The organism is Massilia sp. MS-15, from assembly GCF_020176695.1.
GTDB classification, from domain to species: Bacteria; Pseudomonadota; Gammaproteobacteria; order Burkholderiales; family Burkholderiaceae_D; genus Telluria; species Telluria hydrophila.
Window position 1 is genome coordinate 13,501 of record NZ_JAIWIA010000034.1, and the last position, 15,681, is coordinate 29,181.

At 63.5% G+C, this 15,681-nt stretch carries 11 protein-coding genes; 3 read left to right on the forward strand and 8 right to left on the reverse strand.

Annotated elements, in window-relative coordinates; translation table 11 throughout:
* Positions 1 to 53: 53 nt before the first annotated feature.
* The 4 genes from rsmG to LCI23_RS13670 form a co-directional block, all read right to left on the reverse strand.
* Positions 54 to 710, reverse strand: a complete 657-nt coding sequence (gene rsmG / locus LCI23_RS13655) for a 16S rRNA (guanine(527)-N(7))-methyltransferase RsmG (RefSeq protein WP_224946997.1) — start codon at positions 708 to 710, stop codon at positions 54 to 56.
* A complete protein-coding gene (gene mnmG, locus LCI23_RS13660; protein WP_224946998.1) occupies positions 707 to 2,638 on the reverse strand; it encodes a tRNA uridine-5-carboxymethylaminomethyl(34) synthesis enzyme MnmG in 1,932 nt (643 codons plus the stop codon). Before mnmG ends, rsmG begins: the two co-directional genes overlap by 4 nt.
* Before the next feature lie 151 nt (positions 2,639 to 2,789).
* Positions 2,790 to 3,560, reverse strand: coding sequence for a TSUP family transporter (locus tag LCI23_RS13665; RefSeq protein WP_224946999.1), 771 nt, complete (start codon positions 3,558 to 3,560; stop codon positions 2,790 to 2,792).
* 115 nt (positions 3,561 to 3,675) lie between these two features.
* Positions 3,676 to 4,497 (reverse strand): alpha/beta fold hydrolase, encoded by an 822-nt coding sequence (locus LCI23_RS13670; RefSeq protein WP_224947000.1) that lies wholly within the window; start codon positions 4,495 to 4,497, stop codon positions 3,676 to 3,678.
* A gap of 324 nt (positions 4,498 to 4,821) precedes the next feature.
* Between LCI23_RS13670 and LCI23_RS13675 the strand changes: the two genes are divergently transcribed.
* Positions 4,822 to 5,163: a DUF3592 domain-containing protein gene (locus LCI23_RS13675; protein WP_224947001.1), complete on the forward strand. Its 342-nt coding sequence runs from the start codon at positions 4,822 to 4,824 to the stop codon at positions 5,161 to 5,163.
* Between the two features lie 31 nt (positions 5,164 to 5,194).
* Here LCI23_RS13675 and LCI23_RS13680 read toward each other — a convergent pair whose 3' ends face one another.
* Positions 5,195 to 6,823: a GMC family oxidoreductase gene (locus LCI23_RS13680; protein ID WP_224947002.1), complete on the reverse strand. Its 1,629-nt coding sequence runs from the start codon at positions 6,821 to 6,823 to the stop codon at positions 5,195 to 5,197.
* A 1,454-nt stretch (positions 6,824 to 8,277) separates the two neighbouring features.
* On the opposite strand from LCI23_RS13680, the gene LCI23_RS13685 reads away from it, so the two are divergent.
* Positions 8,278 to 9,042, forward strand: coding sequence for a 5'-methylthioadenosine/adenosylhomocysteine nucleosidase (locus tag LCI23_RS13685; RefSeq protein WP_224947003.1), 765 nt, complete (start codon positions 8,278 to 8,280; stop codon positions 9,040 to 9,042).
* A 6-nt stretch (positions 9,043 to 9,048) separates the two neighbouring features.
* On the opposite strand, the gene ald is transcribed toward LCI23_RS13685, so the two are convergent.
* Positions 9,049 to 10,164, reverse strand: coding sequence for an alanine dehydrogenase (ald, locus tag LCI23_RS13690; RefSeq protein ID WP_224947004.1), 1,116 nt, complete (start codon positions 10,162 to 10,164; stop codon positions 9,049 to 9,051).
* 105 nt (positions 10,165 to 10,269) lie between these two features.
* Positions 10,270 to 13,941, reverse strand: coding sequence for a trifunctional transcriptional regulator/proline dehydrogenase/L-glutamate gamma-semialdehyde dehydrogenase (gene putA / locus LCI23_RS13695; protein WP_224947005.1), 3,672 nt, complete (start codon positions 13,939 to 13,941; stop codon positions 10,270 to 10,272).
* A 215-nt stretch (positions 13,942 to 14,156) separates the two neighbouring features.
* On the opposite strand from putA, the gene LCI23_RS13700 reads away from it, so the two are divergent.
* Positions 14,157 to 14,612, forward strand: a complete 456-nt coding sequence (locus LCI23_RS13700; RefSeq protein WP_224947006.1) for an Lrp/AsnC ligand binding domain-containing protein — start codon at positions 14,157 to 14,159, stop codon at positions 14,610 to 14,612.
* A gap of 13 nt (positions 14,613 to 14,625) precedes the next feature.
* On the opposite strand, the gene LCI23_RS13705 is transcribed toward LCI23_RS13700, so the two are convergent.
* Positions 14,626 to 15,582: a LysR family transcriptional regulator gene (locus tag LCI23_RS13705; protein ID WP_224947007.1), complete on the reverse strand. Its 957-nt coding sequence runs from the start codon at positions 15,580 to 15,582 to the stop codon at positions 14,626 to 14,628.
* Positions 15,583 to 15,681: the final 99 nt, after the last annotated feature.

The following is a 15,681-nucleotide window of genomic DNA, read 5'->3' on the forward strand; positions in this document are numbered from 1 at the left end:
CAAACCATTTTAACAATTTATATTGTATGAACGGTATAAACTGTTTATACGGTTTATTCTGTTTGGTTCGATCTCTCGACGAACACCAGGTGGCGTTCCGCCCCGAGCCTCGGCACCTGCAGCGCCTGCAGGCCTGTCACTTTCCATGCTGCCGGTACCCGCTCCTGCTCTTCTGCCGGCGCCGTGCCTTTTAGCGCGATGAATCTGCCGCCTTCCTGCAGCAGGTGCCCTGACCACTCCAGGAAATCCGACAAATCGGCAAATGCGCGCGAGGTAATCACGTCGAATTTGTCGCTCACCTCAAGGTCTTGCACTTTCATCGTGTGCACGGTGACATTGACCAGCTCCAGCTCCGCCTTCACCTGTTTCAGGAAGGCGGTTTTCTTGTGGACCGTGTCGATCATCGCCACTTTCATGTCGGGGCGGCAGATCGCCAGCACGACGCCGGGCAAGCCGCCGCCTGCCCCGACGTCCAGCACATTGCGTGCGCCCGCAAAGGCCGGCACCGCTGCCAGCGAATCGAGCAGGTGATGGGTCACCATTTGCATCGGGTCGCGCAGCGACGTCAGGTTATAGACGCTGTTCCACTTGTTCATCAGCGCCAGGTAATCGAGCAGTTGTTCCTGCTGCGCTGCCGATACGTCGAGCTGCATGTCCTTGATACCATCAGCGAGTACCTGCGCCAGGGCGGCGCGGTCGAAGTATTTCATTCGGCCCCCTCCACTGCCGCGTTGCTGAAGCCCCTGGCGCCGCGCTTTTTCAGGTGTACCAGCAGCAGCGAGATCGCCGCCGGGGTGACACCAGAAATGCGCGAAGCCTGGCCCAGGGTTTCCGGACGCTGCTTGTCCAGCTTCTGGCGCACCTCGAACGACAGCGCCTGGATCTCCAGGTAGTTCAGGTTTTCCGGCAGCTTGAGGTTCTCGTAATGGTCGTGACGCTCGACTTCGCGTGCCTGGCGGTCGATGTAGCCGGCATACTTCAGCTGGATCTCGATCTGCTCTTTTACCGCCGGGTCTTCCACCCCGGGGCCGGCCAGGGGCTGGCCTTCGACCCCGGCCATGCTCATCAGCGTGTCGTACTGCACGCCGGGCCGGCGCAGCAGGTCGGCCAGGTTGTATTCGCGCTCGATCGCCTGCCCCACCACGCGCTCGGATTCAGCGGCGGCCAGGATGCGCGGATTAACCCAGGTCGAGCGCAGGCGCTCAAGCTCCCGCGCGACGGATTCACGCTTGGTTTCGAAGGCGGCCCATTGGGCATCGCCGACGATACCCAGCTTGCGGCCGATCTCGGTCAGGCGCATGTCGGCATTGTCTTCGCGCAGCGACAGGCGATACTCGGCACGGCTGGTAAACATGCGGTAGGGCTCGGCCACACCTTGCGTGGTCAGGTCGTCGACCAGCACGCCGAGGTAGGCTTCCGATCGGCCCGGTGTCCAGGCTTCCTTGCCCTGCGTTTGCAGTGCCGCGTTCAGGCCAGCCAGCAAGCCTTGCGCGGCCGCTTCTTCATAGCCGGTGGTGCCGTTGATCTGGCCGGCAAAGAACAGGCCCTTGATCTCCCGCGTCTCCAGCGAAGCCTTCAGGCCGCGCGGATCGTAGTAGTCGTATTCGATCGCATAGCCCGGGCGCAGGATGAAAGCACTTTCCATGCCGCGCATCGAGCGCACCAGTTCCAGCTGCACGTCGAACGGCAGGCTGGTCGAGATCCCGTTCGGGTAGAACTCGTTGGTGCTCAAGCCTTCCGGTTCCAGGAAGATCTGGTGCGACTCTTTCGAAGCGAAACGATGGATCTTGTCTTCGATCGAAGGGCAGTAGCGCGGCCCCACGCCTTCGATCACGCCGGTGTACATCGGGCTGCGATCGAGCCCGTTGCGGATGATCTCGTGGGTCCTCTCGTTGGTGTGCGTGACCCAGCACGGCACCTGGCGCGGGTGCATGGCGGCGTTGCCCATCACCGAGAATACCGGCACCGGATCGAGGTCGCCCGGCTGCTCGGACAGGACAGAAAAATCGATGCTGCGGCCGTCGATGCGCGGCGGCGTGCCGGTCTTCAGGCGGCCCTGCGGCAGCTTGAGTTCCTTCAGGCGGCTCGACAGCGACACTGCGGGCGGATCACCGGCGCGGCCGCCCGAGTAGTTCTGCAGGCCGACGTGGATCTTCCCGTCCAGGAATGTGCCGGCAGTGAGCACCACGGCACGGGCACGGAACTTCAGCCCGACCTGGGTAACGGCGCCGACCACACGCTCGCCTTCCAGCATCAGGTCTTCCACGGCCTGCTGGAACAGCCACAGGTTCGGCTGGTTTTCCAGGCGCGAACGAATCGCTTGTTTGTACAGGATGCGATCGGCCTGCGCGCGGGTGGCGCGCACGGCCGGGCCCTTGGAGGAATTCAGGATACGGAACTGGATACCCGACTCGTCGGTGGCGATCGCCATGGCGCCGCCAAGCGCGTCGACTTCCTTGACAAGGTGGCCCTTGCCGATGCCGCCAATCGAAGGATTGCACGACATGGCGCCAAGGGTTTCGATGTTGTGGGTCAGCAGCAGGGTCTTTTGACCGGTGCGAGCAGACGCGAGCGCGGCCTCGGTACCGGCATGGCCGCCGCCGACGACGATGACGTCGAATTCAGTAGGAAATAGCATGATGGAGAGTGAGGCGAGGAGACTAATGCGCGATTATAGATTCTTTTTTCTTGTGGAAGTTTTTGGCGGCCTGAAAACGACAGATTTTGTTTCACGTGGAACAAAACAAAAAAGCCGGGCGTGCCCGGCTTGTCTGTTTCACGTGGAACAATCACCAGCCAATCTTGCTAAAGGCATCGTAGGCAGTTTTCAGGATCAAGCCGGATACGACCATCAGAAACAGCTTGCGCACGAAACCGCTGCCGTGCTTCAACGCCAGGCGGGTGCCGATCAGCGAACCGGCAACCTGGCAGCAGGCCATCATCAAACCCAGTTGCCACAACAGGTGCCCGCTGTAACCGAACCAGAGCAAGGCCGAAAAGTTGCAGGCAACATTGACAATCTTCGCCGCCGCCGACGCGCTCAGGAAATCGAAGCCGAAAAAGCGCACGAACAGGAAGATCAGGAAGCTGCCGGTGCCGGGCCCAAAAAAGCCGTCATAGAAACCGATCGCGGCGCCAATGCCGATGGCCCAGTAGCGCTCGGCGAGTCCGCTATGCACCGGCGCGTGGATAGCGCCGAGGTCTTTTTTCCTGAAGGTGTACACGGCGACGGCAACCAGGATGACCGGCAGCAGCGTACGTACGAAATCGGCCGGGACCCGCGTCACGGTCCAGGCTCCGGCAAAGGAGAGGGCGAAGGCGGCCAGCGCCGCCGGTGCCGCGGTACTCCACGCCACCCTCACCCGGCGCGCGTAGTTCACGGCAGCAGCGCTGGTGCCGAAGATACTCGCAAACTTGTTGGTCCCCAGCAGGGTGGCCGGAACTTCTTTTGGAAGCACGGAAAAAATCGCCGGGATCTGGATCAGGCCACCGCCGCCGACGACGGCATCGACCAGGCCGGCGGTAAAGGCAGCAACGCCGAGCCAAGCAAAATCAATCATGGAACAGAAGGAAGGAATGCGGAGGCCGCATTGTACGGCAGCCGCTTCCTTCAGGCATCAACGCTGCAAACCGGCCAGCAGGCATATTGTTGCGCCGCAGCACAGTGCTGCAAGCTCATGCTGGACGCAAGAAGTCCAGCAGCAGGGCATTGAGGGGCTCGGTCGCCGACAACTGCATCCAGTGCCCTGCTCCGCTGAGCCGCTCGTAACGGAAACCAGCGCGGCAGTGATGGACCGAATCGAGCATCTGCTTCTCGCCCAGCGCCGGGTCGCGGTCGCTCCACACGCCCATCACCGGTACCTCGACCGGGCGCCAGTGATGCGGCCGGCCCAGCTTGATGTTGGCACGGTAGTAGTTCAGCGCCGCCGTCAGGCGCCCCTCCGGCTCGAGCGCCTCGCGCCACAGCGCAAGCTGATCCGGACGGCGCGTCATCTGGCGCAGGAAGAACCAGTCGTTGGCACGGATCGCATGCTCGGCCACCACCGGCATCAAGAAACCCAGGATGTACCAGAACCGCATCTGCTGGGTGAGGCCGGCATTGGCGATCGCCGCCGGGTGTCCGGTGGACAGCGCGACGAACCGTTCGAAGCGCTGCGGCGCATCCATGCACAGCTGCCAGCCGACCAGGCCACCCCAGTCGTGGCCAACCAGCGCGGCCTTCTCCAGACCGAGTTTGTCCATCAGGCCCAGGATGTCGGCACACAGGAACTCGATGGCATAAGCGGCGATCGCGGGCGGGGCATCGGTCTTGCCGTAGCCGCGCATGTCCGGGGCAATGACCCGGAACCCCTGCGCGGCCAGCGCCGGAATCTGGTGGCGCCAGATGGCGTGGGTGTCGGGAAAGCCATGCATCAGGATCACCGCTGGACCGCTGCCCGCGCAGACGACATGCTGGCGCAAACCGTGTACGTCGATGTAATGGGATTCCAGTTTCATGTCCGCTCCGTATGCGATACCGTGCGCCGCCCGACCTGTCGCGGCGCCAGCGGCCACGCTCGAGCAAGGCATCGAGTTTCCCTACCATACCACGGTCGAGCCGGGGAACACAGCGCATCGGGCCCAGCTCTGTTTTCGCACTGCCGAAGCTTGCCGCCAGAACCAGGGAGCCCTGCTCTACTGAGCAGTAGAATACCCGGCCCTGATCCACAAGAACGTCAGTCCTTGCCAGTTCGAAGCTCCTTGTTCACACGCCGCACACATCCCGTCATTGGCTGCCTCGACAAATTGCGCTCGCCTTCGTGACCGGGTACCTATGCGGACGTGCTCGCGACCACCCTGGACAAGCACGTCAAGTCAGGCGCCTGGTGTGTCCAGTTGCGTTACCGGTATATCGCCAGTCACAAGGTGTTTACTTCCAGCAGATTTTCGCTGGATGCCGGTGCTGCCTGCTTCCGTGACAGGCAGCATGCCGATGCCATGTCGGCGCGATTCACGCTGGGGACAACAATCTGGATCCGCTACGATCCGCTCAGTCCGGAAAAGGCATTGATCCTTCCGACGGCATTGGGCGTACCCGATATCCTGATGGCCTTGTTCGCGTTGCTTGTCCTGCTCGCGGGCGCCTTTGTCCTGACAGGCAAGACGGCAAGGCGGCCTGGCTGAAGCTTCACGCCGGGCGCTCATCGGGCGAAAATCAGACTCCCTGCTGCGCAAGGATGTCTTGCGCCGCCTTCTCCGCGATCATGATGGTCGGCGCGTTCGTGTTTCCGGAAGTAATAAAAGGCATGATCGCGGCATCGACCACGCGCAGCTTTGCAATGCCGCGCACCCGCAGGCGGCTGTCGACGACCGCCATTGGATCGCTTTCCCGGCCCATGCGGCAAGTCCCGACCGGATGGAAAATCGTGGTGCCGACCAGGCCTGCCGCATGCGCGAGTTCGTCCTGGTCCTGGTATTGCGTGCCCGGCATGAACTCTTCGGGACGGTACTTCGCCAGTGCCGGCGCCGCGACGATGCGGCGCGTGAGCGCCAGCGCGGCGGCGGCCGTCTTGCGGTCGGCTTCGGTACTCAGGTAGTTCGGCGTGATCCTGGGCGGCGCTCCGCTGTCGCCGGAGGCGATGCGCACTTCCCCGCGGGAGGTCGGTTGCAGATTGCACACGCTGGCCGTAAAGGCTGGAAAGCGGTGCAGCGGCTGGCCGAAGCTGTCCAACGACAGGGGCTGGACGTGGTATTGCAGGTTCGGCGCCGCCAGGTCGGGCGCAGACTTGGCGAACATGCCCAGTTGCGAGGGCGCCATCGACATCGGACCGCTCTGGAACAGCGCATACTCGAGCCCGATCAGGGCCTTGCCGAACCAGTTGGTGGCGCGCGTGTTCAGTGTGGCCGCACCCTGGATCTTGAAAACCGTGCGCAGCTGCAGGTGGTCCTGCAGGTTGGCGCCGACGCCAGGCAGGTCCATCACCGGCGTGATGCCATGGCCCCGAAGCAGCTCCGGCGCGCCAATGCCGGACAGCTGCAGGATCTGGGGCGAACCCACGGCCCCCGCCGCCAGCAGGGTTTCACGCCGCGCGGTCGCCGTAAAGGCTTGGGCGCCGCCGGTAAAGCGGATGCCGGTGCAGACCTTGCCCCGCGCCGTCTCCTCGACCAGCAGGCGCTCGACGTGGCAGCCGGTCATGATGGTCAGGTTGGGCCGTGCCGCTGCCGGTTTCAGGAAGGCTTTCGCCGTGTTCAGGCGGATGCCGCGCCGCTGGTTGACTTCGAAATAAGCGGAGCCTTCACCAAGGCCGGCGTTCAAATCATCGATCTTCGGGATGCCCGTCTGGAACGCCGCGTCGCGGAAAGCATCCAGGATTTTCCAGGACAGGCGCTGCTTTTCCACGCGCCACTCGCCGCCTGCACCGTGCAGTGCGCTCGCCCCGAGGTAGTGGTCTTCGCTGCGCCTGAACAGGGGCAGTACCGCATCCCAGCGCCAGGAATCGTCGCCTGTCAGCTCTGCCCAGCGGTCGTAATCGCCAGGCTGGCCACGCATGTAGATCATGCCGTTGATCGACGAACTGCCACCCAGTACCTTGCCGCGTGGGTAGATCAGGGCCCGTCCATGCAGGCCGGGATCGGCTTCCGTACGGTATAGCCAATCGGTGCGCGGATTTCCGATGCAATGCAGGTAGCCGACCGGGATGTGGATCCACAGGTAATCGTCACGGCCGCCCGCCTCCACCAGCAGCACCTCCACGTTCGGATCACGCGTCAACCGGTTCGCCAGCACGCAGCCGGAAGTGCCGCCGCCGACGATCAGGTAGTCGTACTCGCCGGCCGATTCCAAGGCTAGTGTTCTCGCGTCACAGCAAGCTCCCCACGGGCTGGCCCACCCGGCATGACGTGTCGAAACAGCGCGTCGAGATCCATCCGGCCTCCGTGTCCCATTCGTTGAAACAGAGCTTACCAGAACGTGGACGGAAGTCCAGAGGCCATCTGTGGATAAGCCTCTTGATATCCACAGGTGTGTTTTGTGCAGAACCGTGGTGTTTTGGCGCCTTCAACATCTTGTCCAGTTTACGGGCTGCCTTCATGCGCCAGTGATGCACTGCCTTATGCATCAGCTAAGTGAATGATTTATTGGAACTTCATCACCTTGTCCACAAGCTGGGGCAGTCGTTAACCACTACTACTATTCTTGTATACAGACTTTGCTTGTAAACCTCGGAAAAAATTTTCAATTATTTTTGCGCCTGCCGTCAATGGACTTATCCAGGCAACAAAGTCCCACAGAACATTCTCGCTAGCTGCGGTCCTGGCCACAGCGCTTCCTGCAAGCGGGTTTCTGCATTGCTGCGCGTGCCGGCCTGCAAAACAGCTCGCTTCACATCCTTCCACTGTGGAAAACTGCTGGGATATCCACAGGATCGAATGTGTAGAACAGCCTGACCAAGCTGCCAGCAGGATTCTGTTCACGTTTCGTCCAGTTCGAACACAAGCCTTGTCCAGTTGCTTGACGCGACCGTAAACCATTGAGCATGTGGAGAAAAGTCTTGTTATCCACAGCATGGCGCGCGTTTACTATTACTACCAGTTTGTATACAAACTTGTTTACTACAACAACAAAACCGGTAACGCGTCTCCAGCCGCAAGCTGCCCGGCCTGCAAGCCTGCCGGCCCTGGACATGCTCGCGTTGACAACAAGGCCGATAAGGCAGTCAGTGCGGCTGTCATGGACATTTCGCTGTCACATCGCCTGCAGAATCGCTTGTCATCCCGTTTTTGCCGAAACAACTGTGGACAAGTCGATGGGTATCCACAGGATCAGATGTGCAGAACACAGCAATGTTCACCCTTTCAAAAATCTGTCCAAGTTTCGTCCAAATTCCACACAGGCTTTGTTCAGCCAGTAAACGCCCCTGCAAGTCCTTGATGCTGTGGAGTAAACGCGAGTTATCAACAGAAAAAGCCGCGTTTACTATCTACTACCAGTTTGTATACAAACTTTAGTTAACTAATACGCTGAAGCACAGCGCCGCGGAAAAGGCGGAAAAAACCAGGAAAAAGCGAAAAACCGGGGTTTTGCTGGCTTCACCCGCTTAAGACAAGCAAAATGAACACCCATGCATGGGAGTTTCCAGCCTCATGAGCTCGATCAAACCCGTGTATACATGCCGAACAAGCCGGCTGGGAGCGGGTCGCTGGCTTGTCGCGCGAAGCGCAAGAAGCAGTCCAGGCAGCCGCGTGGTCCGATTCCACACGCAGCCTTGATGAGATAAACACAAGAAAAACAGGGAAAACATGCGACTGGGGATCATCAGCGCCTTGTACGAAGAACAGCTGGGGCTCGTGGAAGCCATGAGAGGGCCCGCCAAGCTCATCCATGGCAAACGTGAGTACTGGGCCGGAAAGCTGTGGGAAATCGACGCTGTGTGCGTTTTATCGCGAATTGGGAAGGTTGCGGCAGCCATGACGGCCACCACGCTTGTGGAAAAGTTCGGAGTTACCCACATCCTGTTTACCGGCGTGGCTGGTGCGGGTGATAAAACGGTCCAGGTCGGCGATATCGTGGTGGCCGAGGCCCTGGTCCAGCACGACATGGATGCCAGTCCACTGTTTCCACGTTTCGAGGTGCCGCTCACCGGGCTAACGCACTTCCTGCCCGACCAGCAGCTGTCGCTGCGCCTGTCGCGTGCCGCCCATGATTTCCTGGAACAAGACCTGGAGACAGCGATCAGCGAGGGAGAGCGCAGGGAATTTCGCCTGGCGCAGCCACGCGTGCACCGCGGCGTGGTGGCAAGCGGCGACCAGTTCATGGCCGACCCGCTGCGCCTGAATATGCTCAACGCGGCCCTTCCCGGCCTGGTGGCCGTCGAAATGGAAGGTGCCGCGGTGGCCCAGGTGTGCTACGAGCTGGATGTCCCCTGCGCCGTGATCCGTACCGTGTCGGACAATGCGAATGAAGACGCGGCCACCGATTTCATGCGCTTCGTGAAATCGGTGGCCGCGCAATATGCTTTTCACACCACCCGGCGCCTGTGCCGCGATCTGGCGCAGGCAGGCTAGTCCAGGCTAGCCGAGCAGGGATTCGGCCGGCACGTAGTCGTAGTGCAGGTCCCTGGCCACTGCCTCGTGGGTGAGCTTGCCCAGGCAGACGTTCAGGCCGTTGCGCAGGTGGGGGTCGTCGGCCAGCGCGCGCCGCCAGCCCTTGGTCGCCAGCGCCACCGCATGCCCGATGGTGGCGTTGTTCAACGCGAAAGTGGAGGTGCGGGCGACCGCCCCCGGCATGTTGGCCACGCAGTAGTGAATGACGCCATCGACCACGAAGGTCGGATCGGCGTGGGTGGTGGCGTGCGAGGTCTCGAAGCATCCACCCTGATCGATCGCCACGTCGACCACCACCGCGCCCTTCTTCATGCGCGCGATCATGTCGCGGGTGACCAGCTTCGGCGCCGCGGCGCCCGGCACCAGCACGCCGCCAATCACCAGGTCGCTCGAGACCACCGCTTCCTCGATCGCCTGGGCGTTCGAGTACTGGGTGGCGATGCGGTTGCCGAACACGAGGTCGAGCTGGCGCAGGCGATCGATGTTCTTGTCGAGCACCGTGACGCGCGCCCCGGCGCCCACCGCCATCTGCAGCGCATTGCTGCCCACCACGCCGGCGCCGATGATCACCACGTGGCCCGCGGCCACGCCCGGCACCCCGCCCAGCAGCAGGCCCATGCCGCCCTTGGATTTTTCCAGGTGGGCGGCGCCTGCCTGGATCGCCATGCGTCCCGCCACTTCGCTCATTGGCGCCAGCAGCGGCAGCCCGCCGCCCGGGCCGGTGATGGTCTCGTAGGCGATGCAGACCGCGCCGGATTTCACCAGCGCGGCCGTCTGTTCCGGATCCGGCGCCAGGTGCAGGTAGGTGTACAGCAGCTGCCCTTCGCGCAGCATGGCGCATTCGGCCGGCTGCGGTTCCTTGACCTTCACGATCATGTCGGCGCGCGCAAAGACTTCCTGCGCCGTGGCCACGATGGCGGCGCCGGCTGCTACGTACTGCCCGTCCGACAGCCCGATCTGTTCTCCCGCCCCCTGCTGCACGATGACCTCCACTCCGCGCGCGGTGAGCTCGCGCACCGAGGCTGGGGTGAGTCCGACACGGTATTCGTGATTCTTGATCTCTTTTGGTACGCCAACCAGCATGTCTGCCTCCGAGTCTTTTTAAAATGTCTCCAACGACGGTCCTACGGTACTCCTCTTGCGTCTTTCATGCCCGAAAAAAAGGGGAGCTCGCGGCTCCCCTGATGATTACACCCCCAGCGTCATGAGGCTTGCGTTGCCGCCCGCCGCCGTCGTGTTGACGCAGAGGGCCCGTTCCGCCACCAGCCGCCACAGCGCGACCGGCTCTCCTGCCGTGGTATCGACGATGCCGACGATGGCGCCGGTGCGCGCCGCCAGCCGGGCACGCAGCGCTGCATCCACGCCCGCTTCCAGCAGCGCGATCTGGAACTCGCTGGCATCGATCTCGTCGCTGCCGATGAAGCGCACACGCTCCTTCACCAGCGCCGGCAGGTTCGCCGGGATCAGCTCCGGCGCCGCCAGCACCAGCGCGCGGTTGCCGGCCGCGAGGGCCGCCGCCAGCTGGTTCAGCAGGCCGGCGGCGCTGTGCGGCGCGCACAGCACGGTGCCGCGCGGCGTGAAGGCCAGCGTGTTGCGCTCGCCGGTCGGACCGGGCAGCACCATCTCGACGCCGTTCAGGGCCGTGCGACCATAGCCTTGCGCCAGGCTGGCCAGCGCATCCTGGCCCTGCGTGCGCAGCCAGCCGAGCAGGGCGTCGAGGCCGGCGTCGAACACGCGGCTGTGCTCCATCAGCGGCACCGCGTTGCGCTGCAGGCGTTTCAGGTAGAGCGGACCGCCCGCCTTCGGGCCGGTGCCGGACTTGCCTTCGCCGCCGAAGGGCTGCACGCCCACGACCGCGCCGACGATGTTGCGATTCACGTAGATGTTGCCCACGTGGGCGCGCGCCACGATGAAGTCGATGGTCTCGTCGATCCGCGAATGCACGCCCAGGGTCAGGCCGTAGCCGGTGGCGTTGATGCTGTCGACCACCTTGGCCAGGTCGGCGCGGCGGTAGCGCACGATGTGCAGCACCGGACCGAACACCTCGTGCTTGAGTTCCGCCAGCGAGCCGATTTCCAGCACGGTCGGCGGCACGAAGGTGCCGGCGCTGGCGACGCTGTCGGGCAGCGCGAGCGCGAAGTGGCTGCGCGCGGTGGCGCGGGTGCGCTCGATGTGGGCCAGCAGGTTGCGCTGGGCTTCCGCGTCGATCACCGGGCCGATGTCGGTGGCTAGTCGGTCCGGCGCGCCCACGCGCAGTTCCTGCATCGCGCCCTTGAGCATGGTGATGGTCTTGTCGGCGATGTCTTCCTGCAGGAACAGCACGCGCAGCGCCGAGCAGCGCTGGCCGGCGGAATCGAAGGCCGAGGACAGCACGTCCTGCACCACCTGCTCCGGCAGCGCCGAGGAATCGACGATGAGGGCGTTCTGGCCGCCGGTTTCCGCCACCAGCGGGATGTCGACGCCTTCTTTTTCGGCACGCGCGGCCAAGGTGCGGTTGATCAGCTGCGCCACTTCGGTGGAGCCGGTGAAGATCACGCCCTTGACGCGCGCATCCGCGGTCAGCGCGGCACCCACCACTTCGCCACGGCCCGGCAGCAGCTGCAGCGCGGCGCGCGGGCAGCCGGCCTCCAGGAAGAGCTCGACCGCGCGGTGCGCGATCAGGGGCGTCTGCTCGGCCGGCTTGGCCAGCACCACGTTGCCGGCCACCAGGGCGGCGGCCACCTGGCCGGTGAAGATCGCCAGCGGGAAGTTCCACGGGCTGATGCAGGTGATCGGGCCAAGCCCGCTCGGGGTGCCGCTTTCCGCACGCGCCTGCACCGCGTAATAGCGCAGGAAGTCCACCGCTTCGCGCAGTTCGGCGATCGCGTTCGGCAGCGACTTGCCGGCTTCGCGCACGGCCAGGGCCATCAGCTCGGTGCCGTGCTGCTCGAACAGGTCGGCCGTGCGTTCCAGGATGGCGGCGCGCGCCTCGACCGGCGTGGCCTGCCATTCGCCGGCGAAGGCGCTGGCGGCCGCCAGTGCGGTCTCGACATCGGCGCGCGTGGCTTCCTGCACCGTGCCGACGATGTCGCTCGACACGGCCGGGTTGACGATCTTCGCCGTGCCGCTCGATTCGACCGGACCGGCGACCAGCGGCGTGGCGCCGTGCTGGCGCTGCCGGGCCAGGCCGTCTGCGAGCGTGGCCAGCAAGTGTTCGTTGACCAGGTCCAGGCCGGCCGAGTTCCTGCGCTCGTCGCCGTACAGCTGCAGCGGCAGCGCGATCGCCGGATGCGGCTCGGCGCCGGCGGCGCGCGCCGCGTCGAACGGATCGGCCAGCAGGGTGTCGATGGCCACGTTCTCGTCCACGATCTGGTTCACGAACGAAGAATTGGCGCCGTTTTCCAGCAGGCGGCGCACGAGGTAGGCCAGCAGGGTTTCGTGCGAGCCGACCGGCGCATAGATGCGGCAGGCCTTGCCCAGCTTGTCCGCGCCGACGACCTGGTCGTACAGGGTTTCGCCCATGCCGTGCAGGCACTGGAACTCGTAGTTGGTGATGCCGTCGGCCTTGGCCCAGGTGTAGATCACCGACAGCGAATGCGCGTTGTGGGTGGCGAACTGCGGGTAGATGATGTCGGAGGCAGCGAGGAGCTTGCGTGCGCAGGTGAGATAGGACACGTCGGTGTACACCTTGCGGGTGTAGACCGGATAGCCCGGCATGCCATCGACCTGGGCGCGCTTGATCTCGGCGTCCCAGTAGGCGCCCTTCACCAGGCGCACCATGAACTTGCGGCCGCTCCTCTTGGCCAGGTCGACCACGAAGTCGATCACGAAGGGGCAGCGTTTCTGGTAGGCCTGCACCACCAGGCCGATGCCCTCGAAGCCGGCCAGCTCGGGGTCGAAAGCCAGCGACTCCAGCATGTCGAGCGAGATCTCGAGGCGGTCGGCTTCCTCGGCGTCGATGTTGATGCCGATGTTGTATCCCTTGGCCAGCAGGACCAGGCTGCGTACGCGCGGCAGTAGCTCGCCCATCACGCGCGCATACTGCGCGCGGCTGTAGCGCGGGTGCAGGGCCGACAGCTTGATCGAGATGCCCGGGCCGTCCTTGATCCCGCGGCCGTTCGAGGCCTTGCCGATCGCATGGATCGCCGCTTCGTAGGAAGCGTAGTAGTTCTTCGCATCCTGCTCGGTCAGCGCCGCTTCTCCCAGCATGTCGTAGGAATAGCGGTAGCCGCGGGTTTCGTTGTCGCGGCTGTTGCGCAGCGCTTCCTCGATGGTCTGGCCGGTGACGAACTGGTTGCCGAGCATGCGCATGGCCATGTCCACGCCCTTGCGGATCAGCGGTTCGCCGCCCTTGGCGATCAGGCGGGTGAGCGCCGAGCCCAGGTTCTTTTCGCTATTGGTCGACACCAGCTTGCCGGTGATGAGCAGGCCCCAGGTGGCGGCATTGACGAACAGCGAAGGCGATTCGCCCAGGTGCTTCTTCCAGTCGCCGCGGCTGATCTTGTCGGCGATCAGCCGGTCGGCGGTGGCGCTGTCGGGGATGCGCAGCAGCGCTTCGGCCAGGCACATCAGGGCCACGCCTTCGTCCGAGGACAGCGAGAATTCGTGCATCAGCGCATCCACGCCCGAGGAGCGGGTGCGCTTTTCGCGCACGCTCGAGACCAGGCGGTGGGCCAGCATGTAGGCGTCGCCGTTGGCGCTGGCGCCTTGCGCGAGCAGCCACTGCACGGCTTCGCGCTCGTCGCGGCGGTAGGCCTGGGTGATGGCGTCGCGCAGCGGGGTCTGGTCGTGCTTGACTTCGCGCTGGAGCGCGTCGAAGGGGAGGAAGGAGGCCGTGGCGGCAGCCGTCGAACTGGAAGCCGGGGAAGCGGCAATCTGCATAATGACTCTTCTAGAAGGGAAATCGGAAACCGTGCGTCACGCAGCAAAAACGCCGTGCCGCTGGGTAGGCGGACGGCGCGCTGCGTTCACAATAGAATGATTCGATTGTAGAAGGAAATCTTCTGGATTAATTCTGTTTTTAAGACAGACTAGCAAAAGATAGTTTTTGGTGCGACAATCTGACCGAATAATATTTACATGGCAGGAGACAGACCATGCTCGACAAGATCAGCAAGAAGATTCTGGCCGAACTCCAGAACGACGGGCGCATCAGCAACGTCGAGCTGGCGGCACGGGTCAACCTGTCTCCGGCAGCCTGCCTGGAACGCGTGCGCAAGCTGCACGAATCCGGCTACATCACGGGCTATACGGCCCAGCTCAATCCGCAATTGCTGGATGTGTCGCTATTGGTGTTCATCGAAGTGGTCCTTGATCGTACCACTCCCGAGGTCTTCGATGCATTCAAACAGAGCGTGCAAATGATTCCCGAAGTGCTCGAATGCCATATGGTGGCGGGCGGCTTCGACTACCTGGTCAAGGCGCGCGTCAAGGACATGGCCGCCTACCGCGAATTCCTTGGCAAGACGCTGCTGCAAAAAGGCGTGCGCGAAACGCACACCTATGCGGTGATGGAAGAAGTCAAGAACACGACCAAGCTGCCGATCCGCTGACCGGCAGCGCGTTTCAGACCACCTTGCGCGCGCCCGTCTTGGGCGAGGCGCTTTCCGCCATGCTTTCCAGGTTCTTGCGCAGCCAGCGGTGCGCCGGGCTGCGCCCGTCGCGCTCGTGCCACAGCATGTCGAGGTGGACGGCGGGCAGCTGGAAAGGCAGTTCGCGCCAGACCAGGGCGTCGGTCATGCCGGTCGAGACCATCAGGTGTTTCGGCAGCACGGTGATCAGGTCCGAATTCGCCACCACCCGTCCTGCAGTGAAAAACTGGTTCACCGTCAGCAGGATGCGGCGCTCGCGTCCGAGCTGCGCCAGCGCCTCGTCGACCAGGCCGTGGGCGCGGCCGGAGAAACTCACCAATAAATGGTTCGCCTTGCAGTAGGTGTCGAGGTCGAGCTTAACTTTGGCCAGCGGATGGTCCTTGCGCATCACGCACACATAGACGCCCGAGTAGAGGCGCTCGTGGCGGATCGGCGACCCGGTCTCGTAGGACAGCTGGGCGGCCACGCCCGGGAAGAAGCCGACCGCGAGGTCGATGTCGCCGCGCAGCAGCATCGGGCGCGGCTCGCGCGTGGTCAGCGGCACCATGCGGATGTTCACGCCCGGCGCTTCGCTTTCGATCGAACGCATCAGCGACGGCAGCCACAGGGCGGCGGTCGCGTCCGCCATCGCCATGCGGAAGGTCGCCTGGGCCTTGGAAACATCAAAAGTTTCCGGCATCACGGCCGCTTCCAGCGCGGCCAGGGCCTGGCGCACCGCCGGCCACAGCGCCTCGGCGCGCGGCGTCGGTTTCACCCCGTAGGCGGTGCGGATCAGGAGTTCGTCCCCGAGGCTTTCGCGCAGGCGCTTGATGGCGTTCGAGACCGCCGGCTGGGTCATCGCGAGATGTCCGGCGGCGCGGGTGAGGTTTTGCTCGGTCATCACTGCGTCGAACACGCGCAGCAGGTTCAGGTCAAGCGTCAGGAAGCTCATGAGGAGGTATTGATGGCAATACAGGAAGTGCTGCCAGTGTACCGCAAGTATTCACAGAATGCATAAGCGTCATCAGTGAACAAAATTAGATTTATATGT

Excerpts from the sequence above, each read along its gene's own strand:
- ald (WP_224947004.1), bottom strand. The coding sequence starts at position 10,164 with ATGCTGGTTGGCGTACCAAAAGAGATCAAGAATCACGAATACCGTGTC.
- mnmG (WP_224946998.1), bottom strand. The coding sequence starts at position 2,638 with ATGCTATTTCCTACTGAATTCGACGTCATCGTCGTCGGCGGCGGCCAT.
- LCI23_RS13670 (WP_224947000.1), bottom strand. The coding sequence starts at position 4,497 with ATGAAACTGGAATCCCATTACATCGACGTACACGGTTTGCGCCAGCAT.
- LCI23_RS13665 (WP_224946999.1), bottom strand. The coding sequence starts at position 3,560 with ATGATTGATTTTGCTTGGCTCGGCGTTGCTGCCTTTACCGCCGGCCTG.
- rsmG (WP_224946997.1), bottom strand. The coding sequence starts at position 710 with ATGAAATACTTCGACCGCGCCGCCCTGGCGCAGGTACTCGCTGATGGT.
- LCI23_RS13705 (WP_224947007.1), bottom strand. The coding sequence starts at position 15,582 with ATGAGCTTCCTGACGCTTGACCTGAACCTGCTGCGCGTGTTCGACGCA.
- LCI23_RS13685 (WP_224947003.1), top strand. The coding sequence starts at position 8,278 with ATGCGACTGGGGATCATCAGCGCCTTGTACGAAGAACAGCTGGGGCTC.
- LCI23_RS13700 (WP_224947006.1), top strand. The coding sequence starts at position 14,157 with ATGCTCGACAAGATCAGCAAGAAGATTCTGGCCGAACTCCAGAACGAC.
- putA (WP_224947005.1), bottom strand. The coding sequence starts at position 13,941 with ATGCAGATTGCCGCTTCCCCGGCTTCCAGTTCGACGGCTGCCGCCACG.